This is a genomic window from Methylobacterium sp. WL19, assembly GCF_008040005.1.
GTDB lineage: Bacteria > Pseudomonadota > Alphaproteobacteria > Rhizobiales > Beijerinckiaceae > Methylobacterium > Methylobacterium bullatum.
In genome coordinates this window covers 33751-58863 of sequence record NZ_VRVC01000006.1, presented here as the reverse complement: position 1 = coordinate 58863, position 25113 = coordinate 33751, and the positions used below count along the sequence as shown (strand labels likewise).

Below are 25113 nucleotides of genomic sequence, written 5' to 3'. Positions count from 1 at the left end.
GGAGGTTTCCATGGCATCGATCCGCAACATCGGTCTGGTCGCGCAATTGCGGAGCGAGGCGAGCAGCCACGTCATCCGCTATCGCCGGGGCCGCATCCGCCAGAGCGGCCGGGGCCTCGTCTTCTGGTTCCGCCCGGAGACATCGAGCATTGCCGAGATGCCGATGGACGACCGCGAGATGACGCTGTTCGTGCGTGGCCGCAGCCAGGATTTCCAGGCCGTCGCCGTGCAGGGGACGATCGGCTGGCACGTGATCGATCCGGAACGTCTGGCCAGCCGCATCGATTTCTCCATCGACCTTCGCACCGGTAAGCTCCAGGGCGAGCCGATCGAGAAGATCGAGGCGCGCATGGCCGGCATCGCCAGTCAGGCGGTGCTGCAATATCTCGGCGGCAAGCCGGTGCGCACCATCCTCGATGCCGGCCCCGAGCCCCTGCGCGGGGGGCTGGAGGCCGTCTTGGCGGCGGACCAGTCCCTGGCCGAGATCGGCGTCGCCGCCGTGTCGGTGCGGCTCACCAACCTCGCACCCACGAGCGAACTCGAACGCGCCTTGCAGACCCCGACCTTCGAGGCGCTGCAGCAGAAGGCCGACGAGGCGACTTTCTCCCGCCGTGCTCTCGCCGTCGAGAAGGAGCGTGCCATCGCAGAGAACGAACTCGCCACGCGCACGGAACTGGCGCGCCGGGAGAAACTCCTCATTGCCGAGGAGGCGGAGAACGCGCGAAGCCGCGCCGCCGGTCTGGCCGAGGCGCAGGGCGTCGAGGCGACGGCGGAAGCGGAGCGCATCCGCCTCGTCGAGGGAGCCAAGGTCCAGGCCGAGGCGCAGCGCGTCGCGATCTACCGCGACCTGCCGCCCGCGATCCTGCTCGGCCTCGCCGCGCAGGAACTGGCGGGCAAGCTCGACACGATCGAGCATGTCAGCGTGACGCCCGATCTCCTCGCCGCCGTGATGGGCGAGTTCCACAAGGCCCGTCCGATGGTGGGGGCGCGCTAAGCAGGTTCGCGTCGGCAAGCCAACGCTTCACCTCGCTTAGATCTTTGAAATGTCGCAGGTTTTAAGACACAGAACCGGTGACCACTTTTGTGAAACCTGCTCAGCATGGCCGCCCTCACCCACCGCGCCGTCTTCGTCATCCGCGAGACCGATTACGAGGCCCTGATCGCCCGGCACGCCACGAGCGGGCAGGCGCGCTTCTTCCTCGAGAGCCGCGGCCAGAAACTCGAGGATGTGGTCGAGCGGCACGAACGGTTCCACGCCGTGCTCTCCCGGGCACGGGCCTCGGTGCCGGGGGAGTGGCGCCAGGCCCTGGTGCGGCGCGCCGACCTCGACCGTTTCCTGTTCGCCGCGGACGACGTCGTCGTCGCCGTGGGCCAGGACGGGCTCGTGGCCAATGTCGCGAAGTATCTCGGCGCGCAGCCGGTGATCGGCGTCAACCCGGCGCCCGACCTCTACGACGGGATCCTCGTCCGGGTCGCCGTCGAGCGGCTCGGGCAGGTGCTCACCGCGAGCGTCAACGGCGCGGCGCAGGTGGAGCGGCGCACCATGGTCAAGGCCGTGCTCGACCATGGCGAGACGCTGTTCGCACTGAACGAGATCTTCGTCGGGCACCGCAGCCACCAATCCGCGCGCTACCGGGTCGAAGCGGCGGGCGAGGCGGAGGATCAATCCTCCAGCGGGCTCATCGTCGCGTCCGGTACGGGGGTGACCGGCTGGGCGCGGTCCATCGCCGAGGCGACGCATCTCGCCGTCCCCCTCGGCACGGAGGAGGCGGCGGTGGGCTACTGGGTGCGCGAGCCGTTCCCGAGCGTCGCCAGCGGCACGCGGCTGCGCGCGGGCAAGCTGACCGATGCCGGGCTTCTCGTGACCTCGCGCATGAACGATGGCGGCGTCGTCTTCGCCGACGGCATCGAGCAGGATTTCCTGGCCTTCGAATGGGGCCGCCAGGTCAGGCTCTCGCCGGCGGATCGCACGCTCAATCTCGCTATTGGCTAAGTGTCGCCGGGATGTTTCGAGGGATCGAGAGCGCGCAAAGAAAAACCCGCCAAGTCATGGACTTAGCGGGTCGAATTCTTGGTAGCGAGGGAGAGATTTGAACTCCCGACACAAGGATTATGATTCCTCTGCTCTAACCAACTGAGCTACCCCGCCATAACAAAGGAGCCCGCGCAGCGCGGGCGCCCCTGAAGAGATCGGCGGTATAAAGAAATCCGCCTTCAGGTGTCAACGGGGAGTTTGCGACTTGGCCACTCCCCGGCGCGGTTTTGTCAGAGGCGGGTGCCCAGGATCTCGGCCACCTGCGGGATGTCCTTGTCGCCACGGCCCGAGAGATTGAGCACCATCAGATGCTCGGCGGGCTTCGTCGGCGCGATCTCGAACACCTTGGCGAGGGCGTGGGCCGGCTCGAGGGCCGGGATGATCCCCTCCAGCATCGAGCACAGCTTGAACGCCTCCAGCGTCTCGGAATCCGTCGCCGAGAGGTAGGTGACGCGCTTGGCCTCGTGCAGCCAGGCGTGTTCGGGGCCGATGCCGGGATAGTCGAGGCCGGCCGAGATCGAGTGGGCGTCGGCGATCTGACCGTCTTCGTTCTGCAGCAGGTAGGTCCGGTTGCCGTGGAGCACGCCCGGCTTCCCGCCGGACAGGGAGGCGGCGTGCAGGCCCGAGGCAATGCCATGGCCGGCGGCCTCGACCCCGTAGATCTCCACCTCGCGGTCGTCGAGGAACGGGTGGAACAGGCCCATGGCGTTGGAGCCCCCGCCGATGCAGGCGATGAGCGAGTCGGGCAGGCGCCCTTCCATCTCCAGCATCTGCTCCCTGGTCTCCCGGCCGATGATCGACTGGAAATCGCGCACCATGGCCGGATACGGGTGCGGTCCGGCCACTGTGCCGATGCAGTAGAACGTGTCGGCGACGTTGGTGACCCAGTCGCGCAGCGCCTCGTTCATGGCGTCCTTGAGGGTCTTGGTGCCGGATTCCACCGGGATCACCTCCGCGCCGAGCATCTTCATGCGGAAGACGTTGGGCGCCTGGCGCGCCACGTCGACGGCGCCCATGTAGACGACGCATTTCAGGCCGAATCGGGCGCAGAGGGTGGCGGTGGCGACCCCGTGCTGGCCGGCGCCGGTCTCGGCGATGATCCGCGGCTTGCCCATGCGGCGGGCCAGCATGATCTGGCCGAGCACGTTGTTCACCTTGTGCGAGCCGGTGTGATTCAGTTCCTCACGCTTGAAGAAGACCTTGGCGCCATGGCCCGGAGCCGACTTCGTCCGTAAGTGCTCGGTGATTCGCTCGGCGTAGTAGAGCGGGCTCGGGCGGCCGACGTAATGGGTCAGGTGGCCGTTCATCTCCTCCTGATAGGACGGATCGGCCTTGGCCTCCGTATAGGCCTTCTCGAGATCGAGGATGAGCGGCATCAGCGTCTCGGCGACGAAGCGACCGCCGAAGATGCCGAAGCGGCCGCGCTCGTCCGGTCCGTTGCGGAACGAGTTCGGAGAGGGGGCGATGGTCACGGTTGTCGTCCTTCGCGTCTTCGGCCGGCGAGTCTCCGCCGGGCCTATGCGTTCGGTATTGGGTTGCGCCAATGCCTAGACCCGCGTGGGGGGCGTCTACAATGCGGCGAACGCGTCGATTTGTGAAATCGGACCCTATTCGTAGGCCCGAACCGCCGCGATGAAGGCGGCGATGCGTTCCGGGCTCTTCTCTCCCGGCCGCGTCTCGACGCCCGAGGAGACGTCGACGGCGCGCAGGCCCGTGCGGGCGAGGGCTTCGGCGAGGTTCTCAGGGGTGAGACCGCCCGAGAGCATCGTCCCCGCCGGCAGGGTTTTTCCTGCGAGAAGATCCCAATCGAAGGCGAGGCCGTTGCCGCCGGGAAGTGCCGCATCCCGCGGCGGCTTGGCGTCGAGGAGGATGCGATCGGCTGCCTCGTACCCAGCGATGGCGGCGAGGTCCGAGGGCGTCGAGACGCCGAGCGCCTTCATCACAGGGCGGCCGCTGCGGTCGCGGATCGCCGCGACCCGCTCGGGCGTCTCGTGTCCGTGGAGCTGGATCCAGTCCGGATCGACGATGCCAACGGCCGCATCGATTAGGGCATCGTCGGGGTCCACGAGGAGGACGACCCGCTCCGCCCTGCCCTTCGCCCGGTCCGACAGCAAACGCGCAGTCGCCAGCGGGACATGGCGCGGGCTCTTGGGGAAATGCACGAAGCCGACGAGGTCGGCCCCGGCCGAGAGCGCCGCGTCGAGAGTGTCGGGCGCGCTCAGCCCGCAGATCTTGACGCGAATCGACGGCATGACGGCTCTAACGCGGCGCAGGGAGCGCGACGCGGCTGTCGAGGCCGGGATAACGCTCGGCCGGAGCGGGCTCGCTCGCCGCGACACGCGACTTCAGACGCTCGGTCTCGCCCTCCAGGCGTCGGATCTCGCGGCGGCGGGCCGCGCTCGTCCGCCGTGTGCTCGACTGACCCAGCCACGTGCCGATGCCGCCGCAGAGGATGCCGATGGCGACGGAGGCGAAGATGAGGACGTAGAGCGGCAGCGGCAAGCTGAAGGCCGGCGTGTCCGTCGTGAACGGATCGAAGGACAGGCGGACGACCTCCCGATTGGCGACGGCCAGGGCGACGACCACGATCGCCACGGGAAGCAGGATCAAACCCTTGAGGAAGCGGATCATCGAGACACTCCGGTCGATGGGACGAGGCTGTGCATGGCGTTCAGGATTCCTCGCTTTCGGAGGGCTCCTCGGCGCCGATCCCGGCCTCATTGAGTCGCTGGCGCATCTCCTTGCCCGTCTTGAACACGGGGATGGCCTTCTCGGAGACGGCAACGGGCTCACCGGTGCGCGGGTTGCGCCCCCGTCGCGCATCGCGGCGCTTGACCGAGAAGGCGCCGAAGCCGCGCAGTTCGACACGGTCACCGCGCGCCAACGCCTCGGCGATCGTGTCGAGGATTGCCTTCACCAGGGTTTCCACGTCGCGCTGGTAGAGATGCGGGTTCTGCTCTGCGATCCTGAGCACGAGCTCCGACTTGATCATGCGGCGGTCTTCCCTGACTTCATGCGGTTCCGGCACCCCTGCGGACGTGATCCGGGCAGGCGTGATTCGGCGTCGCCCTCAAGGCGCATCGGCGGAACCCGGACGCCAGAGGGCGAGCATCCCCCCTTGCGCGAGACCTGCCGTCTCGTCGCCGGCCTGACGCAGGCGCGTGGCGAGGCCGCCCAGCCCCAGCAGGTCGGCCCCCATGCCGAGAGCCGACCAGAGCTTGAAATCGCTCTCGGATTTCGGCTTCCAGTCGCGCACGGGCAGACCCTTGGCGACGTTGCGCTCGGTCTCGAGCCAGGCGATTGCCTGACGCTCCCCGCCGACACCGTCCACCAGCTTCAGCGGAACGCTCTGGCGGCCGCTGAACACGCGCCCGTCCGAGACGGTCGCGAGTTCCTTCTCGGAGAGCTTGCGCCGCTCGGAGACGAGGCTCTTGAACCAGGCGTAGGTATCGCCGACGACGGAGGCCAGGGCGGCGCGGGCCTCGGGCGAGGTCGGGGTGAAGCCCGACGGCTCTGCCTTCAGCGGCGACGACTTCACCGACTCGACCTTGACCCCGACCTTGTCGAGGAGGCCGGACAGGTCGGGATACTGGAACAGCACACCGATGGACCCGACGAGGGCGGTTTCCCGCGCGACGATATGATCGGCCGCGATGGCGGCAATATAGGCGCCCGACGCCGCCGTGCCGTCGACGAAGGCCACCATGGGCTTCTTCTCGGCCAGCGCGCGCAGGTTGCGGTAGAGTTCCTCTGAGCCGGTGGTGGTGCCGCCAGGCGACGAGATCGAGACGATCACGCCCTGCACCGCGCCGGCATCGCGGACCCGCTCGATGAGTTTCGTCGTCGATTCGCTGCCGGCGATGAAGCCGCCGATGGAGATGCGGGCGATCTGCGGTTTCACGGCCGGGAAACCGAAGCCGTCATTGCCCCGGACCCGGTAGCCCAATGTCCCGACGGCGACGATCAGCCCGCCGATCCCCACGACGCGCCACAGGGAGAGCTTGCGGCGCAGGCGCCGGCGATCGATCAGAAGTTCGGCGTCTGCGGCCATGCGATCGTCCCGCTCCCTTGACTCGTCCGACCGCTGCGGCCGGCTGTTCGCTCACGACACGTAAGGATGTACCGGTAAAGGTGCCTCCAAACGTCCCCTCGAGATGTGTTCCACACCCGCCGCCGGATTGCACCAAGCCGTTGGCAGCTCTCGCGTCCTTCCGCCGGACGACCGATGGAGTCCGGGGTACGCGAAAGCAGGGCCGTGTTCTAGCGCCCCCTCCGGTGGACCGGCAAGAGGACTCGTCGACGGGAAGCGAAGCTTGGGCGCGAAGCCGTGGGGATGGGGGCTCGGCGGGTGGTTCGGTCGCTCGGCCAAAACAGAATCCTCCGATGTCGAACCGGTGACATCGGAGGCTTTTGGCGGCCAAATTCACTCGCTCAGGGAGCGAGGTCGTGGACCGGCTTCGTCGTGGTGGTGCGGTTGCTGTTGAGGACGGTGTTGCTGACCTGTGTCTGCTTCAGTGCCTCCAGGTCGATCTGCGGGGGAGCCGGCAGCTGCAATTGCTCGCTCGTATAGGCCCAGGCCTGCGCGACCCGCTCCGGATCGTCGTTCAGCTTCAATCCGTAGCTGGGGACTATCTGCCGGAGCTTCGCCTGCCATTCAGGGGACGACACCTTGGAAGCGAAGACCTTCTCCAGCACCTTCAGCATGATCGGAGCCGCGGTGGACGCGCCCGGCGAGGCGCCGAGCAGCGCCGCGATGCTGCCGTCCTTCGCGCTGACGATCTCCGTGCCGAGCTTCAGAACGCCGCCCTTGTCCTTGTCGCGCTTGATGATCTGCACGCGCTGGCCCGCCTGCCACAGGCGCCAGTCCTCCTTCTTCGCCTTGGGGAAATACTCACGCAGGGCGGCGATGCGGTCATCGTCCGAGAGCATCAGCTGACCGGCCAGATATTCCACCAGGGGATATTCATCCACACCCACGCGAACCATCGGCCAGACGTTGCTGGTGGTCGTCGAGGACAGGAGGTCGAAATAGGAGCCCTCCTTCAGGAACTTGGTGGAGAAGGTCGCGAAGGGACCGAACAGCAGGACGCGCTTGCCGTCGAGGACGCGCGTGTCCAGATGCGGAACGGACATCGGCGGCGAGCCGACCGAGGCCTTGCCGTAGGCCTTCGCCAGATGCTGCGTCGTCACATCGGGATTCTCGTTGACGAGGAATGAGCCGCCGACGGGAAAGCCGGCGTAGTCCTCGCCTTCGGGGATGCCGGATTTCTGCAGGAGATGCAGGGATCCGCCGCCCGCGCCGATGAACACGAACTTGGCGTCGAAACTCTGCTCGGATCCGTCCTTGAGGTTCCGGGAGACCACGCGCCAGGAGCCGTCGGGATTCTTGTCGATGGTCCGGACCTCGGACGAGGCCTTCAGGTCGAAGTTCGGCTGGCTCTGCAGATGCCCGACGAACTGGCGGGTGATCTCGCCGAACTCCACGTCGGTGCCCAGAGAGGTCCAGGTGGCTGCGATCTTCTGCTTGGGATCGCGGCCCTCCATCATGAGGGGGACCCATTTCCGGATCTGCTCGGGATCGGTCGAATAGTCCATGCCGGCGAAGAGCGGGCTCGCCTTGAGCGCGGCATGGCGCTTCTTGAGAAAGGCAATGTTCTCGTCGCCCCACACGAAGCTCATGTGAGGGGTGTAGTTGATGAACGAGCGGGGGTTCTTGAGGACGCCGTTGCGAACCTGCCACGCCAGGAACTGGCGCGTGACCTGGAAGGCCTCGTTGATCTCGACGGCCTTGGCGATCTCGATCTGGCCGTCCTTCTTCTCGGGCGTGTAGTTGAGCTCCGCGAGGGCGGAATGGCCCGTGCCGGCATTGTTCCAGCCGTTGGAGCTCTCCTTCGCCACGCCGTCGAGCCGCTCGATCATCTGGATCGACCAGTTGGGTTCGAGCTCGCGCAGCCAGACACCGAGCGTGGCGCTCATGATGCCGCCGCCGATCAGAAGGACATCGACCTTCTTCGCCGGAGGGGCCGCGAGAACCAGGGTGCCGGGCACGGCCACGGCCGCCATCCCGGTCAAGGCCGTGCCGAGGATCTGCCTGCGGTTCAGGGCAGGCGCCGTGGAGGAAACGCCCTTGGACGGGCACATATCGTTGTCGTCGGCGCTCATCGCCATACCTCGTTCTGCGGAACACGTCCGAAGGACCCTCATCGGACGGCTGTCCGCCCAGGGCATCGGATCGAGAGGATCGGAGGAGCGCTTCTTCCCAGAGGGCATTCTTGCCCGGTGTGCTGGATTGACCAGTCTGCCGGATCGATGCCTCGCCGATCCCGGTCGGTAAAGGGGTCGGCAGTAGTCTTCCAGCTATTATTTGTCAGTCCGGTGGTGCGATTGGACGTTCTGACTTTCTCTCTGGAACATTTACAGATGAGAGGTCGATACGACGCCTCGGGACTTCGGCTATGTTTCCATGTCCGAGAGGATTCCGCATGGGCAACTCGGCCCTGAACGAGACGAGCCGGTGCGAAGGGCATCGGCGGCTGCCATCCGCGAAGTGCCAGGGCTGTTTCAGCTGATCGTCGTGCGGCCCGAATGTCCCATCCGGGCTGCCGCTCCGGAATCCCGTCCCGTACCGGCGATGTCTCGAACCGTGGCGTTTTCAGTTCGAGCCGATCCCTCGGTGCCCGTCTCCTAGACGATGGCCCGGAGGGCAACAATCTGTGGCTCGCCGCAATCCGTTCAAATGCCGGGTTTTGAAACCGGCATGTCAGGGCGAGTCCGCTCTAGAGAGAGCGTGTCGAGACAAAGAAACGCCCGCGCGGGAGGCGATCCCACGCGGGCGTTCAGGATGCGATCACCGACTCCAGGGAGTCGGCGACCGTTGATGTCGGCGCCGGATTTAGTCCTGCGCGTCGTCCTTGTCGTCGCTGGTGCGGGCCTTCTTGAAGGCGGCACCGAGGATCTCGCCGAGGGAGGCGCCGGAATCGGCGGAGCCGAACTGGGCCATCGCCTCCTTCTCCTCGGCCATTTCCAGGGCCTTGATCGAGAGCTGGACCCGACGCGCCTTGCGATCGAACTGGATCACGCGGGCATCGAACTTCTCGCCGGCGGCGAAGCGCTCGGGGCGCTGATCGCCACGGTCACGAGCCAGCTCGGCCCGGCGGATGAAGGTGGAGAGGTCGGTGTCGACGATCTTCACCTCGACGCCCGAATCCTTCACTTCCAGCACTTCGCAGGTCACGATCTGACCCTTCTTGAACTCGCCGGCCTCCGTGAAGGGGTCGCCGCCGAGCTGCTTCACGCCGAGCGAGATGCGCTCCTTCTCGACGTCGACGTCGAGAACCTGGGCGCGCAGCATGTCGCCCTTCTTGAACTCCTCGATGACCTGCTCGCCGGGACGGTTCCAGTCGAGATCCGACAGGTGGACCATGCCGTCGACGTCGCCGTCGAGACCGATGAACAGACCGAACTCGGTCTTGTTCTTGACCTCACCCTCGACCTCGGAGCCGACCGGATGCTGCTCGGCGAAGGCCTCCCAGGGGTTCTGGAGGGTCTGCTTGAGGCCGAGCGAGATGCGGCGCTTGACGGGATCGACTTCGAGGATCTGCACTTCCACTTCCTGCGAGGTGGAGACGATCTTGCCCGGATGAACGTTCTTCTTCGTCCAAGACATCTCGGAGACGTGGATCAGGCCTTCGATGCCCGGCTCCAGCTCCACGAAGGCGCCGTAATCGGTGATGTTGGTGACACGGCCCTTGAGCTTGGCGTCGACCGGGTAGCGCTGGGCGATGCCCTCCCACGGATCGGCGAGCAGCTGCTTGATGCCGAGCGAGATGCGGTGGGTCTCGTGGTTGATCTTGATGATCTTGACCTTGACCGTCTGGCCGATGGTCACGACCTCGGACGGATGGTTCACGCGGCGCCACGCCATGTCGGTGACGTGGAGCAGGCCGTCGATGCCGCCGAGATCGACGAAGGCGCCGTACTCGGTGATGTTCTTGACGACGCCGTCGATGACCTGACCCTCTTCGAGGTTGGCCACGAGCTCGGAGCGCTGCTCGGCGCGGCTCTCTTCGAGGACGGTGCGGCGCGACACGACGATGTTGCCGCGGCGGCGATCCATCTTGAGGATCTGGAACGGCTGCGGGGTGCCCAGCAGCGGGGTGACGTCGCGGACGGGACGGATGTCCACCTGCGAGCGCGGCAGGAACGCCACGGCGCCGTCGAGATCGACGGTGTAGCCGCCCTTGACCTGGTTGAAGATCGCGCCGGTGACGCGCTCGTTGGCCTCGAAGGCCTTCTCGAGCTTGACCCAGCTCTCCTCGCGGCGCGCCTTGTCGCGCGAGATGACGGCTTCGCCGAGCGCGTTCTCGATGCGGTCGACATAGACCTCGACCTCGTCGCCGACGGCGAGTTCGCCTTCGCGGCCGGGGCCGTTGAATTCCTTGAGGGCGACACGGCCTTCCGTCTTGGCGCCGATGTCGATGACGGCCACGTCCTTCTCGATCGCGACGACGCGACCCTTGACGACGGAACCTTCGGTGATCTCGTGCTCGAGGAAGCTCTCCTCGAGGAGAGCCGCGAAGTCGTCGCGGCTCGGGTTACGCTGCAGGGCGCTACCAGCGGTCATTCTGTCTCCTGACAGGCCTCATGATCGAGGCCGGCGTCGGCGGTTCGTGTGACGGGGCACCCTCGGCGATCGCCGCCCGCGCGCCCCCTGGAGGACTCGACAGGCTCACCCCCCGCAGGAGGGCCGACGCAATCTGGAACAATGGTCGAGGGCCATTCCCCAACGGGTCGATGGCGGGACGAAAAGCCCGCGCACAGTCGAATCCGAAGGGAGGACGGCGCTGCCATAACCGATCGCGTCCGTTTCGGCAACAGAACGCTTGCGATCCGCGCGGGAGGATGCGTTCACGTAAGCATCCAGCGCGGCGTATCGGCGTGGCGCAGCCAGATCGCGGAGGCGACCGAGAGCGCCTCGATCGGCATCTCCACGTCGCCGCGGCCCTTGTCCCAGAGTTCGATGCCGGAAAAGCCGACCTTGCGGATCGTCAGCCACGCGCCGAAGGGGAATGTCGCGTCGGTACCCTGACCGGGGCCGAAACATTCCTCGAAGGCCAGGGGATCGATCATCATCTGATCGTATTTCCGGAGGTGCTCAACCATCGAGACCTTGGATCGGAACAGGATGCGGTCGCGGATATGGGACGAGAAACACGGCTCGTATTCCGTCAGCGTCATCCGGAGCTTGCCTCCGATGCGCAGATAGGGCGGATTCGGCCCGGCCTCGCTGAAGTTGAGCAGGCTCCAGCCTTCCTCATTCATCAGTGATTCGGCCAGCGTCACCGGTTCCGATGCCCCCAGTCGCGGATCGGCGTCGCGAGCCGCCGTATCGGGGCCGGTTCCCGTGGCCAGCATGTCGGACCCGATCGTGTGGCCGCCCGGCTCGTATTCCGCCACGTTGTGTGCCGTCTCGTGAGAGGCCATCATTCGCCCCGTAAAAGTGTCCCCGGCAATCGAGGGAGATCAATATTGCGCATTTTCTCATGCTTGGCGATCATGCAGCGCACCAACACGACAAAGGCGCCGCAACAGCGGCGCCTCCGGTAGTATGTCTGTCGGTTGGCGGACGCTCGACGCGACGATTATTCCTCGTCTTCGTCCTCGGTGCTGCGCATGCCCTTGAGCTTGGCGAAGACCGAATCCGCGTTGAGCTTCTCGTCGCGCTCGTTGCGGTGATGCTCGTCGGCTTCCTCGAAATTGCCGGCCGTGGAGACTTCGGTGGGCAGCAGGGTCGCGCCGGCATCGGTCGGCAAGACCGCCGGGCGGTCCTTGGCAGCGCGCTGGACTTCGAAATCGAGGTCGATCTGCGTGCAGAGGCCGAGGGTCACCGGGTCCATCGGCTGCAGCGAGCCGGAATTCCAGTGGGTCCGCTCACGGATCTGCTGGATCGTCGACTTGGTGGTGCCGACGAGGCGGATGACCTGCGCGTCCTTGAGCTCGGGATGATTGCGCAGCAGCCAGAGGATGGCGTTCGGCCGATCCTGACGGCGCGACAGCGGGGTGTAGCGCGGACCCTTGGTGGTGCGCTTGACCTCGGGCAGCTTCACCTTCGAAACAGCCACCTTGAGCTTGTAGTTGGGGGCCTTCTGCGCCTTCTCGATCTCGTCGCGGGTGAGCTGCCCGGTGGTGATCGGGTCGAGGCCCTTGATCCCCGCCGCGACTTCGCCATCGGCGATGCCCTTCACTTCGAGGGGGTGCAGCTTGCAGAAATCGGCGATCTGCTCGAAGGCGAGGGACGTGTTCTCGACCAGCCAGACGGCGGTCGCCTTCGGCATCAGCGGACCTTGGGACATGCTCTGTGGCTCCGACGTTAGCGGGGGAACGGGCGGCGCCGGGCATCGGTCCGCAGGCTCCGGATCAGTCGATCCGGAAGTCCCGTCTCACGCTCTCAAAAGGGGATCAGCGTATATAGGCGGCTGCCGGAGGGCGCGCAATTGCCTTCACGTCCGGTCGTCGACGATGGACGGCCGGATACGCCCGCTCTCCCCCGTCGATTGGCAGCCGTGCGGCGTCGACCGTCAGACGAACAGGCTCGAGACGCTCGATTCCGTCGCGGTCCGGCCGATGGCCTCGCCGAGGAGCGGAGCGATGGTGGCAACGCGGATATTTCGGGCGAGCTTGACCGCCTGCGTCGGCTGGATCGAATCGGTGATCACCAATTCCTTCATCCGCGAGGCGGCGATGCGGGAGACCGCGCCGCCCGAAAGCACGCCGTGGGTGATGTAGGCCGACACGTCCTTGGCGCCGGCGTTGAGCAGGGCCTCGGCCGCGTTCACCAGGGTGCCGCCGGAATCGACGATGTCGTCGACGAGGATGCAGGACCGACCCTCGACCTCGCCGATGATGTTCATGACCTCCGATTCACCCGGGCGCTCGCGGCGCTTGTCGACGATGGCCAACGTCGCGTCGATGCGCTTGGCGATGGCGCGGGCGCGGACCACGCCGCCCACATCGGGGGAGACCACCATCCATTCCTTCGGGTCTAGTCGTTCCTTGATGTCGCGCACGATCACCGGGGCGGCGAAGAGGTTGTCGGTGGGAATGTCGAAGAAGCCCTGGATCTGCCCCGCATGGAGATCGAGGGTCATCACCCGGTCGGCGCCGGCCTCGGTGATGAGGTTGGCCACGAGCTTGGCCGAGATCGGGGTGCGGCCGGAGGTGCGCCGGTCCTGCCGGGCATAGCCGAAATAGGGGATCACCGCCGTAATGCGCCGCGCCGAAGAGCGCCGCGCCGCGTCGATCATGATGAGCAGTTCCATCAGGTGATCGTTGGCGGGGAAGGAGGTCGACTGCACGATGAAGACGTCCTCGCCGCGGACGTTCTCCTGGAGTTCGACGAAGATCTCCATGTCCGCGAAGCGGCGGACCATGCACTTGGCCAGGGGAAGCTCGAGATAGGCGGAGATCGCCTCCGCCAGCGGACGGCTGGAATTTCCAGCGATGATCTTGATCGAGGACTTCATGCCGCCGTCTTCATCTCTCGATTCCTGCGCCGCGCCGGATACCGGCCCCTCGGCGCGGCACCCCTTACAGCCCCCGACCCGGTGTCACAATGCCTTCACCGATCATTGAGGGCTGCCCTGCACAGATCACGGCTCCAACAGGCGATGGAGGTGGACGATGAAATAGCGCGTCTGAGCGCTGTCGACGGTGGCCTGCGCCTTGGATTTCCAGGCGCTCTGCGCGGAGGCATAGTCTGGAAAGATTCCGACGATGTCGAGCCCCTTCACATCGCGGAAGTTGATGCCTTCGAGGTTCTCGAGCTCGCCGCCGAAGACGAGATGCAGCTTCTGTCCGCTATCGATCGTGGTGGTCATCGTCTCTCCTTGGCAGGCCGTGGGGCCGCTGGCACGGGGTGGGATCGAGGGTGCGGGCCGACATTCGGCGCCGCGCTTTAGCGGTGTTCGCGACGCGAAGCGAGATGCCGCATGTCGGCAAGCATCCGCCGGGCCAAGAGTCACGGCCCCGCCATGCGCCGGCCACGGGACTCACAGTTCGAACAGGGATTGCTGAGGCGGGGCTTCCGCCGGCTTTCGCGGCTGCCGCTTGCGCTTCGGCGGCCCCTCCCCGCCGGGCGCCGTATCGTCTGCGGCCTCGGACCGGGCGAACCGCGTGCCGTCCGCGAATTCGAGGCCCAGCCGCTGGCCCGGCGTCACCGAGGCGGCGGCGCGGATCGGGGCTCCGTCCTCGTCGCGGACCAGGGCGAAGCCGCGCGCGAGGACGGCGCGGTAGCTCAGCGTGCCGAGGAGTGCCGCGAAATTGCCGAGCCTGTCGCTCCGCCGCTCGATCAGGCGGCGGATTGCCTGGTCGAGCCGGGTATCGAGGGCGCCCAGGCGCTCGAAGCGACGGGCGGTCTCCGTGCGGGCACGGACGAGGGTCTGTTCGCGGGCGACGACGAGGCGCCGGCCGAGATAGCCTAGCGCCTCGCTTTTACGTGTCGCATAGTTCTGCAAGGCGGAACGAGGGCGGTCCGCGACGAGGGCGAGGCGGCCGCGCGCCTGAGCCAGCCGCAATCCCGGCGGGTGCCGCCCGAGCCGATCGAGCAGGCGACCGAACCGCGCCCGGTGATCGCGCGCATTGCCGGCCAGCGCGGGCATGAGCCGGGCCTCGGCGAGGTCGAGGCGTTGGCGTTTTCCCGCGAGGAAGGCATCCGCTCCCGGCATGGCACGCAGGAGCGCGCGCAGGTCGGAGCCTTCGCGGTCGAGCTTGCGCCGGACGGCTTCGCCCTGGCGGTGGCCGAGGTCGCGGATCTCGGCGACGAGATCGGCGCGGACCGGCACGGCCATCTCGGCGGCGCCCGTCGGCGTCGGTGCGCGGCGATCCGAGACGAAATCGATGAGGGTGGTGTCGGTCTCGTGGCCCACCGCCGAGATCAGGGGGATGGTGCTCTCCGAGGCGGCGCGGACCACGATCTCCTCGTTGAACGCCCATAGATCCTCGATCGAGCCGCCGCCCCGCGCGACGATGAGCACGTCCGGCCTTGGGATCGCGCCGTCCGGCGGGAGCGCGTTGAAGCCGCGGATGGCGGCGGCGATCTCTTCGGCCGCCCCCTCCCCCTGGACGCGCACGGGCCAGACCAGGACCGGCCGGGGGAAACGGTCTTCCAGCCGGTGAAGGATGTCCCGGATGACGGCGCCGGTGGGCGAGGTCACCACTCCGACGACCCGCGGGAGATAGGGAATGGCGCGCTTGAGATCCGCGGCAAACAGGCCTTCCGCCGAGAGGACGCGCTTGCGCTCCTCCAGCAAGGCCATCCAGGCACCGATCCCGGCCGGTTCGAGGCTCTCGACGACGATCTGGTAGGACGACTTGCCGGCAAAAGTCGTGATGCGCCCGGTGGCGACGACCTCCAGCCCCTCCTGGGGGCGCTGGCGCAGGCGGTTGAAGGTTCCCTTCCACACCACAGCGTCGATGCGGGCGGTGCCGTCTTTGAGCGAGAAATACGCGTGTCCGGAACCGTGCTGGCCGCGATAGCCGGAGATTTCGCCGCGCAGCCGGACATGGCCGAACGCGTCTTCCAGCGTCCGTTTCAGGGCCGAGGCGAGGTCCCCCACCGACCATTCCGGCGCGTTGGAGACGGCCGGTGTCGGGGCGGCAGGATTTGAAACAGGGGGAGGAACGAGGGCCATGGCGCGGGGACGCTAGGCCGGGTCGGCACGCGGGTAAACCCCGTCGTGGTCGGTCAGAACATCAGAGCCAGCAGGAGGATGCCCGACAGCACGGGAGCGATGCCGATGGCGAGCGCCCAGGGCCAGAAGCCCGGGATGTGCGGGGGACGGTTGTCGTTGACGGGTCTCACCGAGGGTCGGCCACTCACGAGGAACTGCGACAAACGCAGGCCCGACCCGGTTTGCGGGACGATCGGGAGAGCAGTGGAGTGGCGACATCCTGGCATGACGATGTTCAACCCGCAGACGGCCCGTATCGTTCCTGCGACGGCCATCGATTGCGTGAGGTCGGAAGCGGTAATTAGAGCATCGATGCGAACGGCGCGCCAGGGCCTCCGTGAGCGCCTGCCTCGCGGGAAGACTGTCCATCTCTCGCTTTTCGGGGGAAACCCTGTGCGGGAAGGCCCGCCGCCCTGCGCTGCGGGCCTTCGAGGATGCTATGTTTCGGACCGACCGTTCGCTACCTGGCCACCCGCGCCGGCTCCGGCATCCCGGCATGCCTTCTGCGTCTTTCGAAGCGTGACTTATGAACATCCTCCTCATCGGCTCCGGCGGACGCGAACATGCCCTGGCTTACGCCATCGCCAAGAGCCCGCTCTGCTCCCGCCTGTTCACGGCCCCGGGCAATCCGGGTACGGCCGAATACGGCGAGAACCGTCCCGATCTCGCGCTCACCGACCATGAGGCGGTGAGGCGGTTCTGTGAGACCGCCGAGATCGGCCTCGTGGTGGTCGGGCCCGAGGCGCCCCTCGTGGCGGGCCTCGTGGACGATCTCCAGGCGGCGGGCATCCGCGCCTTCGGGCCGACCAGGGCGGCGGCGCAGCTCGAAGGCTCGAAGGGCTTCACCAAGGATCTCTGCGCCGAGCGCGGCATCCCGACCGCCGCCTTCGCTCGCTTTACCGAGCGGGACGCCGCCCTCGCCTATCTGGCGCAATCCGGTGCGCCCATCGTGGTGAAGGCCGATGGGCTCGCCGCCGGCAAGGGCGTCGTGGTGGCGGAGACCCTGGAGCAGGCCGAGAGCGCGGTCCGCTCCATGCTCGGCGAGCCGGGCGCCGAGATCGTCATCGAGGAATGCCTGTTCGGCGAGGAGGCGAGCTTCTTCGCCCTCTGCGACGGCACGAACGCGGTGCCGATCGGGACGGCGCAGGACCATAAGCGCGTGTTCGACGGGGATCGCGGCCCGAATACCGGTGGCATGGGCGCCTATTCCCCGGCCACCATCCTGACGCCCGCCCTCGAACGGGAGGTGATGGACACGATCATCGCCCCGACACTCGCCGGGATGCGGGAGCGCGGGACACCCTTCACCGGCATCCTCTATGCCGGCCTGATGCTGACGGCCGATGGCCCGAAGCTCATCGAGTACAACACCCGCTTCGGCGATCCCGAGGCGCAGGTGCTGATGCCCCGTCTCGCCTCCGATCTGGTGCCGGCCCTGCTCGCCGCCTGCGAGGGCGACGTCACCGGCATCGCGCTGCAATTCGACGCGCATCGCGCGGCCCTGACCGTGGTGATGGCGGCGGCCGGTTACCCCGGCGCGGTGATGCGCGGTTCGACGATCCGGGGGATCGCCGAAGCCGGCGCCAGCAACGCGGTCATCGTGTTCCAGGCCGGCACGCGGGCGGAGAATGGCCGCATCGTCGCCGATGGCGGCCGGGTGCTGGCGGTGACGGCCATTGGCGACAGCATGATGGAGGCCCAGGCCCGCGCCTATGCGGCGGTGTCGCGGATCGACTGGCCCGAGGGCTTCTGCCGCCGGGACATCGGTCGGCGGGCCGTGGCCCGCGAAGTGGCGGGGGACGGCATCTGACGACGCCGCGCCCTTGAAATTGCGGGCGCCCGCTCATCTTGCTCGGTGACGGCCGGTATTGCGCCGGCGCGGAGGAATCGACCGATGGGCTACGTCTCGAAGACCGTAATGGAAGAGGGCAAGGCCGCCAAGATCGCGGGCCAGCCGGATGGGTCCAACCCCTACCCCGCCGGATCGCAGAACAGCGCCGACTGGCTCGAAGGCTACACCTACGACGAGGCGGAGCAGAACGTCGACAACGACTCGGACGAGTAGCCGCCCGGTTCAGTCCTTGGTCCAGACTTGCCCGTGATAGACGAACACCCCTGGCCGGTTGGCCAGGGCGGCGAGACCGGAAAAGGCCGGGTCCTGAACCGAGATCACGCTGGTGGGGATCGCCTCCATCTGCGTGACGAAGGGCGGCTTGTGCTCGAAGGACCGCCTGAAATCGCCCTTCTTCAGGATGGGCAGGATCCGCGGGGCGATGCCGCCGCCGATATAGACGCCGCCCGTGGCGAGGAAGGTCAGGGCGAGGTCGCCGCAGACCCGTCCGAGCAGTTTGGCGAACAGGGTGACGGCCTCGGCCGCAACCGGGTCGCTGCCGTCGATACCCGTATCGGTCACTTTGGCGGGCTCGGCATCCGCCGCCTCCCGCCCGGTTCGCGCGAGATGGATCGCCTTGTAGAGCCGCGCGAGGCCGGGTCCCGAGAGCAGCGCCTCCACCGTCACCCGCCCCTCGATACGCTCAACATGCCGCCAGATCTCCTCCTCGGCCGCATCGGCGGGGCCGAAATCCACATGGCCGGCCTCCGTGGAGACGATGGCGAGATGATCCGCGTAAGCGATCACGGCCGCTGCGCCGAACCCGGTTCCGGGGCCGAGGACGAGCCTCGTCCCCTGGTCGCCCTTCAGCCCGCCATCGCGATAAGGGCCGATCGGCGTCAGGTCGGTGGGGGCGATATCCACGGCGCCGGCGGCGACGGGGACGTAATCGTTGACGACCACCGCCCGCGAGAGGCCGAAATCACCGCCGATCCGCGCGCCTTCGATGATCCAGTTCGCATTGGTGAGACGGACGGCGGGGCCATCGATCCGGGCGGCGACCGCCAGGATCGTCGAGCGCGGGGCCGGTCCGTCATACTTTTCGAGAACGGAGCGGATCGCGGCGCTCGGGTCGGGGAAGGCGTTGGTCGGGACATGGCCGACGATCTCCGCCCCGGCGCCCGCCTCCGGCACGAGTGCGAAGCGGGCATTGGTGCCGCCGATATCGCCGACGAGGACCGGGAACTCGAACATGCGTGCGGTTGTCCTTCGCGCTGGAATCCGGGGTTTCACATCTCGCCCGCCCTCGAGGCGGGTGCGGGGCGTCACGGTCTGGTCTGCGGCACCGGCCCCGATGCGAGATCGCGGCCGGTCGCGCCCTCAGGCGGGCGGCAGGGCGTCGGGGTCGATCGGCGCGCCATCGGCCCAGGCATAGATCAGCGCGCGCACCGCATCGGGATCGGTGAGGCGCCGCGTGGCGATGGTGTCGCTGCCGCCGATGCGGACGCTGACCCCGCCCTCCTCGTTCACCACGGCGAAGGCCTTCTCGTCGGTGAGGTCGTCGCCCAGGAACATCGCGCGGCGGCCGGCATAGGGCGGCGCCTCGGACAGGGCGCGGATGGCATGGCCCTTGGTGGCCGAGGCCGGGACGATCTCGCCGACCGCCTTGCCCAGCTGCAGCCGGTAATCGGCGCCGAGATCGGAAGCGGCCGCCTTCACGGCCTCCTCGGCCTTCGCGGCGTCGGTGGGCGTGGCGAGGCGCCAATGCACCGCGACGGAAGCGCCTTTGTCCTCGATCAGCACGGATTCGAGGTCGCGCACGGCGTCCTTCAACCCCGCGATGCGGGCGCGCAGGGCGGGATGATCCTCGGCGCTGCCTCCCGACACCACCCCGTCGACCCGCCGCTCGACCCCGTGAAGCCCGGCGACATCGAACCTGGCGGGCGAGAGGAAGTCGTCGATCACCGCGATGGGGCGGCCGGTGACGATGGCGAGCGCCCCGCCGAGCCGGTCCCGCAAGCGCAGGAGCGCGGGCGCGAGCTCTTGGGGCACCACCACCTGGTCCGGGCGCGGAGCGATCTCCACCAGGGTGCCGTCGAAGTCGAGAAAGAGGGCGAAATCCGTCACAGGCAGTGTCCCAGGGTGTCTGGCTCGGGATGGCCGGCTCACCGAGACGGCCGTCCATCGGAGCGGCCGAATGTCTATCGTCCGCGTCGCGAGCCGGGCTAGCATGGCCCGCGCCACGCGCAAACGCCGTGTCTCGAATATCGCCTCCGCGCCGACCCGCGTCGCGAAAACGGCCTCCCGGTTCCGGGAGGGTGTTCTCCCGGCAAACCATTGATAAAAATTAGAAATTGGATGATTCCGATGCACCCGACCCCCCTGCCCTGCGGTCCCGGCCAGGAAAGCGTGTGGGATTATCCCCGCCCGCCTCGGTTGGAGCGCGTGGCCCGGCGCCTGCGCGTGGTCTTCGCCGGTGCCACCGTCGCCGACACGGTGGCCGGGTACCGCGTGCTGGAGACCAGCCACCCGCCGACCTATTACCTGCCCCCCGGCGATGTGGCCGACGGCGTGCTCGGGCCGCCCACCATGGCGGGGATCTGCGAATGGAAGGGCCGCGCCGTTCTCTTCGATGTCGTGGCCGGCGGCCATCGGGCACCGGGCGCGGCCTGGGCCTACCCGGCGCCCACACCGGATTTCACGGCCATTGCCGGTTTCGTCGCCTTTTATGCCGGGGCGATGGAGGCCTGTTTCGTCGATGACGTGAGAGTCGAGCCGCAGCCCGGCGGATTTTATGGCGGCTGGATCACGCCGGAGATCGTCGGCCCGTTCAAGGGCGGGCCGGGCAGCATGGGCTGGTGAGCGCCACGTCCCGCGCTTTCACGCGCCACGCGACGGCCCTTCGATGCGTCATGCGACGGCCCTTCGGCGTTTGACCGACAGCCGGCAAATACCGGTACCCATGGCGCCGAACGATGCTCTAAAGGCCGGGGTCAGGTTCGACGAGACGGCCGCCCGAGGGCGGTGAAGACGGAGAGGCGCGCATGCAGGACACCCCGGTTCAGGACTTGCCCGTCACCGACCCCAAAACCCTCGGCCTCTGCCCCGAGCGGCTCGAGCGGGTCGATGGCTGGATGCGCAGGCTGGTGGCCGAGGGCAAGCTCGCCGGCCTCTCGGTGATGCTGTCGCGGCGGGGCGAGACGGCCTTCTTCCGCGCCCATGGTCTCGCCGACATCGCCCGCGCGACGCCGTTTGCCGCCGATACGATCACCCGCATCTACTCGATGACGAAGCCGCTGACCTCGGTGGCGGTGATGATGCTCTACGAGGAGGGGCGCTTCCAGCTCGACGACCCGATCACCCGCTTCCTGCCCGAATTTACCGACATGCGGGTTTTCACCGGCGGCAACCGGGTGAAGGCCGAGACCGTGCCGGCCGAGCGGCCGATCACCATCCGCGACTGCCTCACCCATACGGCGGGCTTCACCTACGGCTTCATGGAGGCGACCCTCGTCGATGCCCTCTACCGGCAGAACGGCGTCGATTTCGGCGAGAACCAGGATGCGAGCCTCGCCGAGGTGGTCGCCCGGCTGGCGCGCCAGCCCCTCCTCGCCCAGCCCGGCGCGGAATGGAACTACAGCGTCGCCACCGACCTCCTCGGCCATCTCGTCGCGGTGGTGTCGGGCCAGGATTTCGGCGATTTCCTGAAAACGAGGGTGATCGACCCGCTCGGCATGGTCGACACGGATTTCCACGTGCCCGCCGACAAGGTGTCCCGGCTGGCGGCCAATTACAGCCTGTTCCGCGATCGCAGCCTCAAGCTCTACGACGACGCGGTGGGAAGCCGCTTCGCCTCAAAACCCGCGATCGCCTCCGGCGGGGGCGGCCTCGTCTCGACCGCGTCGGACTACATGCGCTTCTGCCGCTTCATCCTCGGGCGCGGCGCCCTCGACGGCGTTCGGCTCCTCGGCCGCAAGACGGTGGAGCTGATGCTGATGAACCATCTGGGCGGCGACCTCGCCTCGATGGGTCAGGCGCGCTTTTCGGAGTCGTCCTATACGGGAATCGGCTTCGGGCTCGGCTTCTCGGTCATGCTCGACCCGGCGCGGGCACAGATCGTCGGCACCCCCGGCGAGGTCGCCTGGGGAGGCTTGGCGAGCACCTCGTTCTGGATCGACCCGGCCGAAGACCTCGCCGTGGTGATGCTGGCCCAGCTCATCCCCTCCTCGGCCCTGCCGATCAGGCGGGAATTGCGGGTGCTGACTTACGCCGCCCTGGTGGAGTGACGGGGGCGTCAAGCTATGTGTCGACTTGGTAGTGAGGCTGTTTGAAATTAATGACACACTGGCTGGCGGTTACTAAACGGGCAACGTCAGAACGCCGAAAGCATTAAAATGACCGCATCGTGGGACGACATGTCTTCTAAGGAAATGCCTCAGGATGACGTGATTTATGAAGAAGAATCAACTTTTAGCGATTGGCTAAAAGGTAATATGCACAAACAAAAGGTGTCGATACCCGAGTTGGCGGCTCGGACCGGCATATCATACGCGGGCATATGGAACATCGTAAATGGTAAAACCCAGTCTCCTCGGCCTGAGACAAGAGCTAAGCTCGCACAGGCTCTAAACGAGGTTATTCCTGCTGAAGTAGAAATACAAATCGAGAAGGAGGCTGCAGCAGTTCCCGGGTTATCATGGTCGGATTTTACGCCCAGTGATCTTCAGACCATCCCCCAAGCTGGCGGCGTATACGTTTTTTACGACACTACAGATCGTCCGGTCTATGTCGGAATGTCGAAAGCCAACGTTCGTGCTCGCGTAAAAGATCACCAGACGCGTTTCTGGTTCAAAGAACCGCTCGTTGTGAGAGGCGCGTTTTTGGAAATACCCGATCCGGAACTGTGCTTAAAAATTGAAACGATATTGATTAAATTTCTTGGAAAGCACGCCCTTCTTAATGTAAAAGGCGCTATTAGGGATTTAGAAGACTAGACAGCTGTCTTTTTTATAAGGCCCTCGTTTGGCGGGCTTGTTGTCAGCTGCCTCGACCAGTGCCACAATATCGCTTATTTCCCAAAGGCGATCTGATACCCGAGTGGTCATGGCGGGGCTCATCTGGCGCTTCGCCAGAGTTCGGACGCGTACTTATCTGCGTCCCACTTCAAAGTGTTATTCTTGCGAGGCGCGAGGCCGTTGCGTTCCGCCTGTGCATAGGCATTGACGCAAGCGTCCTTGTCGCTGCTGTTGGCCTTGTAGATGACGCGCATTACTTCGCGTCAAGTCGGTGTCGGTTCATCGCTCATAGGGCTATCATGCCTCGGTCGCTCGACTGCTCCAAGGTCGAGTAAACCCCGCCAAATTTCGGACTAACCGACTACCGGCCTAACACCCGTCACGGCCTCGGGCCGTCCGCGATCCGCGGACGGCCGTCTCGATGTCAGCGGCAGAGGCTTTGCCGCGCGAGGCAGGGCAGCAGGCTGTCTTCGGGGAAGGGCAGCGTCACCTCCCCTGTCTTGGATTCGAGCCTGGAGATCGCCCATTCGCCCTTCGCATCGGCGACCGGCTCGATGAGCCAGCGCAGGGAGCGCACCTGGTCGCGGCCTCGCTCGGCCGGGAGCCGCGCCTCGACATATTGCTTGGACCACCACAGCATGCCGGAGGTGGGGAAGGTGACCGTGACCTTCTGCCTGGCCGCTTCGCAGACGAGCTGACGGACCCGGAAGCTGTTGCCCGCTGCGGCCTTCGGCCTGATCGCGGCTTCCAGCAGGCCGGAGCCGCCACCGGACGCCTTGAGGGCTTCCTGGCACCGGAGCTCGTCGCGCCGGGCGGTCAAGGCGCGGCTTCCCTCCCGGCAGGCCTGAGCGAGGGGCCTGAGACTTTCATGCGACGGAATCATGCCGCGCCCGCATTGCAGGAGGGGCGACGCCGGGGCGTCCGATCGGGGATCGGCGGACGCGAAGGCCTTGTCGACTTCGCCCGTCGCAATGCGGACGGCCTCGGCCCGGGCGTCGGCGACCTTGCCGTTGAACTCCGTCACGAGGGCCGTCGGCGGATAGATCCCGCGCACATCGCCCGTGCCCATCAGGAACCAGTCGTTGGCCTCCAGCCCTGCGAAAGTCATCGGTGCGGCCTCGATCCGCCCGGCCTGCTCCTGGAAGACCTGCCGGACGCTTTTCGCCACGTAGTCTTCCGCGATTCCGGTGCAGGTCTTGTAGAGGCGCGACAGGGCCTCGTTGCCCCATTGCGTGCCGACGAGCCGGTCGCATTGCGAGCGAGCCTCGTTGAGGGGGAGGCTCTTGAGGCTGTCGCCGCCGAACACCTCCTGAAGCTCCCGAGCGGCGGCCTGTTCCATCTCGGTGCGACGGGGGTCGAGCGGGGCTCCGAGGAAGCGGTCATGGGCCATCCGCGTCACGCCGTTTCGGCGAAGCTCGTCCCCGCCGAGCTGCAACCCGTTCGTCTCACGGAACGACGTCAGGGTCAGGGGAAGGGCGAGCATGCGCTCCTGCTGCTCGCGCAGCCAGAGGGCGGCCTTCCGGCGCTTCTCGATGTCGGGATAGGATTGAGACAGCAGCCGGACGACGGTCCTGCCGTCCTTGCAGGACTGGGCTTTCCGGAGGAGGTCCTCCGTGAAGGGACGGTCCCAGTATTCGACCGGCAGACCCACCGCCCATTCGAGCCGCTCGATGTCGAGATAGCCGAACGTCGCGATTCGCTCGCACACGGTATCCCCCGGCAGGGCCTCGAGCGGTTGCCCGCTCGCCGCGAGGCGGTCGGCGACGATGCGCAGGAACTCCAGGGCAGCCTGGCGGGCTGCCCCGTTGCGGTCGAGCGACCCATCGGGCGCCAGAGCGGGGCTGGTCGCCGCGCGCATCTCTGCGACGACCTGAGAGCGGGCGGCCGGCGGATCGACGGGAAGCTCCGCGAGCCGCTTGCGCTCGGCGTCGTAGAAGCGCCTCCAGAAGGTCGGCGCAGCCTCGGCGTAGCGCTGACGATAGGCTTGCTGGTCGAGGTCCGGCAAAAGGTCGAAGGGGGGAAGCGTCTGCTGCTCCCCGGCGACGGCCCGCGCCGTGTCGACGGAGGGACGGGCCTCGCCGAGCAGGCCGAAGAGGCGATCGATGCGGGCCTTCACGCTCTCGCTCCGAGCGAGCGTGAACGGCTCGCAATCGGCCTGCGGCTTGCCCTGGCCGGTGAGCCAGCGACCCTGGAGGCTGTTGCCGTTCTGCCCGAATCGCACCGCCACCCAAGGTCGGCCGCGTCTGTCCACCCGGATGAGACCACCCTCCGTGTCCTGAGCGAGCAATTCCAGCTTTTGGAAAGAAGACGCGTTCGTCTTGCGAAAGAAGACGTCGAAAGCCGAGCCTTCGGGTCTGAATTCCCAATCGTCCAGCGTCGACACGCCGTCGCAAACGTGGCTCCCCTTGAAGAAGCCGGCATCGAATGCTTTGGCCTCCCCCGATACCGTTGCGGACATTGCGAGGACGACGAGGGCTTTCAGGCTAAATGTCATGGATCGACCTG

At 66.9% G+C, this 25113-nt stretch carries 22 protein-coding genes and 1 tRNA gene; 7 read left to right on the top strand and 16 right to left on the bottom strand.

Translation table 11 applies throughout. The annotated features are described in order from the left end of the window. Window positions 1–10 precede the first annotated feature (10 nt). Window positions 11–994 (top strand): SPFH domain-containing protein, encoded by a 984-nt coding sequence (locus FV220_RS02770; protein ID WP_147829517.1) that lies wholly within the window; start codon window positions 11–13, stop codon window positions 992–994. Between the two features lie 105 nt (window positions 995–1099). After that, entirely contained in the window at window positions 1100–1993 is an 894-nt protein-coding gene (locus tag FV220_RS02765; protein WP_147829515.1) for an NAD(+)/NADH kinase, read from the top strand. A gap of 79 nt (window positions 1994–2072) precedes the next feature. Here the strand turns inward: FV220_RS02765 and FV220_RS02760 are convergent. From FV220_RS02760 to xseA, 13 genes are all read right to left on the bottom strand, one after another. Next, window positions 2073–2149 (bottom strand) — tRNA-Met (locus FV220_RS02760). Window positions 2150–2265: 116 nt separating this feature from the next. After that, window positions 2266–3507 (bottom strand): tryptophan synthase subunit beta, encoded by a 1242-nt coding sequence (gene trpB, locus FV220_RS02755; protein WP_056252988.1) that lies wholly within the window; start codon window positions 3505–3507, stop codon window positions 2266–2268. Between the two features lie 135 nt (window positions 3508–3642). Next, a complete protein-coding gene (locus tag FV220_RS02750; protein WP_147829513.1) occupies window positions 3643–4287 on the bottom strand; it encodes a phosphoribosylanthranilate isomerase in 645 nt (214 codons plus the stop codon). 7 nt (window positions 4288–4294) lie between these two features. Continuing rightward, a complete protein-coding gene (locus FV220_RS02745; RefSeq protein WP_018043162.1) occupies window positions 4295–4666 on the bottom strand; it encodes a lipopolysaccharide assembly protein LapA domain-containing protein in 372 nt (123 codons plus the stop codon). Between the two features lie 40 nt (window positions 4667–4706). Next, window positions 4707–5027 (bottom strand): integration host factor subunit beta, encoded by a 321-nt coding sequence (gene ihfB / locus FV220_RS02740; RefSeq protein WP_018043161.1) that lies wholly within the window; start codon window positions 5025–5027, stop codon window positions 4707–4709. A 78-nt stretch (window positions 5028–5105) separates the two neighbouring features. Beyond that, the gene (gene sppA / locus FV220_RS02735) at window positions 5106–6086 is read right to left on the bottom strand and encodes a signal peptide peptidase SppA (RefSeq protein ID WP_147829511.1); all 981 of its coding nucleotides are present in this window, start codon (window positions 6084–6086) and stop codon (window positions 5106–5108) included. Between the two features lie 380 nt (window positions 6087–6466). Beyond that, window positions 6467–8197, bottom strand: a complete 1731-nt coding sequence (gene mqo, locus FV220_RS02730) for a malate dehydrogenase (quinone) (RefSeq protein WP_238253942.1) — start codon at window positions 8195–8197, stop codon at window positions 6467–6469. A gap of 730 nt (window positions 8198–8927) precedes the next feature. After that, window positions 8928–10658, bottom strand: coding sequence for a 30S ribosomal protein S1 (gene rpsA / locus FV220_RS02725; protein WP_018043158.1), 1731 nt, complete (start codon window positions 10656–10658; stop codon window positions 8928–8930). 284 nt (window positions 10659–10942) lie between these two features. Then, the gene (locus FV220_RS02720; RefSeq protein ID WP_147829509.1) at window positions 10943–11521 is read right to left on the bottom strand and encodes a hypothetical protein; all 579 of its coding nucleotides are present in this window, start codon (window positions 11519–11521) and stop codon (window positions 10943–10945) included. Window positions 11522–11676: 155 nt separating this feature from the next. Continuing rightward, entirely contained in the window at window positions 11677–12387 is a 711-nt protein-coding gene (locus FV220_RS02715; RefSeq protein WP_018043156.1) for a DUF1013 domain-containing protein, read from the bottom strand. A gap of 225 nt (window positions 12388–12612) precedes the next feature. Beyond that, entirely contained in the window at window positions 12613–13557 is a 945-nt protein-coding gene (locus FV220_RS02710; protein WP_018043155.1) for a ribose-phosphate pyrophosphokinase, read from the bottom strand. A gap of 126 nt (window positions 13558–13683) precedes the next feature. Then, window positions 13684–13911 (bottom strand): DUF4170 domain-containing protein, encoded by a 228-nt coding sequence (locus tag FV220_RS02705; protein WP_018043154.1) that lies wholly within the window; start codon window positions 13909–13911, stop codon window positions 13684–13686. 171 nt (window positions 13912–14082) lie between these two features. Continuing rightward, window positions 14083–15723, bottom strand: a complete 1641-nt coding sequence (xseA, locus tag FV220_RS02700) for an exodeoxyribonuclease VII large subunit (RefSeq protein WP_147829506.1) — start codon at window positions 15721–15723, stop codon at window positions 14083–14085. A 565-nt stretch (window positions 15724–16288) separates the two neighbouring features. Between xseA and purD the strand changes: the two genes are divergently transcribed. Both purD and FV220_RS25360 read left to right on the top strand, forming a co-directional pair. Continuing rightward, entirely contained in the window at window positions 16289–17572 is a 1284-nt protein-coding gene (purD, locus tag FV220_RS02695; RefSeq protein WP_147829504.1) for a phosphoribosylamine--glycine ligase, read from the top strand. Window positions 17573–17656: 84 nt separating this feature from the next. After that, window positions 17657–17827: a hypothetical protein gene (locus FV220_RS25360; RefSeq protein ID WP_018043150.1), complete on the top strand. Its 171-nt coding sequence runs from the start codon at window positions 17657–17659 to the stop codon at window positions 17825–17827. Between the two features lie 9 nt (window positions 17828–17836). Here the strand turns inward: FV220_RS25360 and FV220_RS02690 are convergent, their stop codons facing one another. Together FV220_RS02690 and otsB are read right to left on the bottom strand one after the other, a co-directional pair. Further along, window positions 17837–18847 carry a glucokinase gene (locus tag FV220_RS02690; protein WP_056149098.1) on the bottom strand — a complete coding sequence of 337 codons (1011 nt, stop codon included), beginning with the start codon at window positions 18845–18847 and terminating at the stop codon, window positions 17837–17839. A 126-nt stretch (window positions 18848–18973) separates the two neighbouring features. Continuing rightward, window positions 18974–19720: a trehalose-phosphatase gene (otsB, locus tag FV220_RS02685; RefSeq protein ID WP_056149100.1), complete on the bottom strand. Its 747-nt coding sequence runs from the start codon at window positions 19718–19720 to the stop codon at window positions 18974–18976. Between the two features lie 240 nt (window positions 19721–19960). Between otsB and FV220_RS02680 the strand changes: the two genes are divergently transcribed. The 3 genes from FV220_RS02680 to FV220_RS02670 all read left to right on the top strand — a co-directional run bounded on the left by FV220_RS02680 (window position 19961) and on the right by FV220_RS02670 (window position 22587). Then, window positions 19961–20455, top strand: a complete 495-nt coding sequence (locus tag FV220_RS02680) for a DUF427 domain-containing protein (RefSeq protein ID WP_147829502.1) — start codon at window positions 19961–19963, stop codon at window positions 20453–20455. Between the two features lie 182 nt (window positions 20456–20637). Continuing rightward, window positions 20638–21879 carry a serine hydrolase domain-containing protein gene (locus tag FV220_RS02675; protein ID WP_246689369.1) on the top strand — a complete coding sequence of 414 codons (1242 nt, stop codon included), beginning with the start codon at window positions 20638–20640 and terminating at the stop codon, window positions 21877–21879. A gap of 108 nt (window positions 21880–21987) precedes the next feature. After that, window positions 21988–22587, top strand: coding sequence for a helix-turn-helix domain-containing protein (locus FV220_RS02670; protein WP_246689368.1), 600 nt, complete (start codon window positions 21988–21990; stop codon window positions 22585–22587). 445 nt (window positions 22588–23032) lie between these two features. On the opposite strand, the gene FV220_RS02665 is transcribed toward FV220_RS02670, so the two are convergent. Continuing rightward, window positions 23033–25102 carry a hypothetical protein gene (locus tag FV220_RS02665; RefSeq protein WP_246689367.1) on the bottom strand — a complete coding sequence of 690 codons (2070 nt, stop codon included), beginning with the start codon at window positions 25100–25102 and terminating at the stop codon, window positions 23033–23035. Window positions 25103–25113 lie beyond the last annotated feature (11 nt).